We start from the raw sequence: 402 nt of genomic DNA on the forward strand, positions 1-402 counted from the left end.
AGATGATCTAGACCCGGCTCCTGGTCAAGTTGCTTCTTCTGCAAAAACTATCACAGTGACCACTGATGTACTGACTCTGTCAATTGATACGGTTGGTGGTGATGTTGTGAAAGCAGACCTAAATGATTACTCAGCTGAGTTTGATTCTGAAGAGAGCTTTGTTCTTCTTAAGAATGAACCAGGCCACCAATTTATCGCGCAAAGCGGTCTAGTTGGTCCTCAAGGTATCGACCTTAGCAGCACTAACCGCCCTAGCTACACGGTTTCAGCAGACAGCTTCACGCTGGCTGACGGTCAGGATGAACTACGCATCCCAATGACTTACCAAGCGAACGGCCTAGATTACACAAAAACATTCATCCTTAAGCGCGGCAGCTACGCGATTGACGTTGAATACGATGT

1 protein-coding gene is annotated in these 402 nt (G+C 47.0%); it reads left to right on the forward strand.

Annotated elements, in window-relative coordinates; genetic code table 11:
• Positions 1–402 (forward strand): membrane protein insertase YidC (gene yidC, locus BCT81_RS19135; protein WP_133152660.1); only part of this gene is annotated, 402 nt, incomplete at both ends.

The organism is Vibrio sp. 10N.261.52.A1, from assembly GCF_002876325.1.
Taxonomy (GTDB): Bacteria; Pseudomonadota; Gammaproteobacteria; order Enterobacterales; family Vibrionaceae; genus Vibrio; species Vibrio chagasii.